Source organism: Ralstonia sp. VS2407, from assembly GCF_052950655.1.
The window spans coordinates 1-927 of record NZ_JBRFVG010000035.1 but is presented as its reverse complement, the minus strand read 5'-3'; the positions used below and the strand labels follow the sequence as shown (position 1 = coordinate 927).

Sequence of the window (927 nt, the reverse complement as noted above, 5' to 3'; positions counted from 1 at the left end):
ACCGACTGGCCGATCGCGAGCAGCGCGTCGTCGCGATGCGGCGCCGCCGCGAGCATCAGGCCGACCGGTGCCGCGTCGCGCGGATGGCACGGCAGCGACAGCCCGCACGCATCGAGGAAGTTGCACGCGCTCGGGTTGCGCAGGATCAGCGCGTTGGTGCGCGTTAACGCGTCGTCGTCCGTTTCGAGTTCGGCGATGCGCGGCGGCACGACCGGCACCGTCGGCGCGACGAGCGCGTCGAAGCGCGACCAGACCGTGTGCGCGGCTTCGTCGAGCATCGCGGCACGCGCGGCGAGCAGGTCGAGATAGTCGGCGGCGCTCGCGGGTTCGCCCTTCAGGATCCGCGTCAGCACGCGCGGGTCGTACTGGTCGCGATGCGTGGCGAGCAGCGGACGATGCCACGCGTACGCCTCGATCGGCGAGAAGCCGAAACGGTTGATCTCCGGCAGCCGGTCGAGCGCGGGGAAGCGCACTTCGGTGACGATCGCGCCGGCGGCTTCCAGATGCTTGAGCGCGGTGTCGAGCGCGGCCGCGACGTCGGCATCGACGCCGTCCGTCACGTAGTTCGTCAGCACGCCGAGCCGTACGCCTTCGAGCGGCCGGGCGGCCGGCACGTGCGGCTCGAGCCCCGCCAGCATCCGGTCGACGAGCGCGCAGCACGCGACCGTGAGGCCGATCGGGCCGAACGAGTCGAGCGTCGTCGACAGCGGCACGCCGCCTTGCGTCGGGATCCGGCTCGCGGTCGGCTTGAAGCCCGTGAGCCCGCACAGCGCGGCCGGGATGCGGATCGAGCCGCCGGTGTCGGTGCCGAGTGCGACGGCGGCCATCCCGTCGGCGACCGACGCGGCCGCCCCCGACGACGAGCCGCCCGAAATCCGCGCGTCGCCCGGCACGTCGCGGGGGTACGGCGAGCGCGGATTGCCGAAG

At 73.2% G+C, this 927-nt stretch carries 1 protein-coding gene; it reads right to left on the bottom strand.

The features are described 5' to 3' along the window. A partial coding sequence (locus tag ACU8YE_RS23640; protein WP_446929766.1) for an amidase occupies positions 1 to 927 on the bottom strand: 927 nt, incomplete at both ends.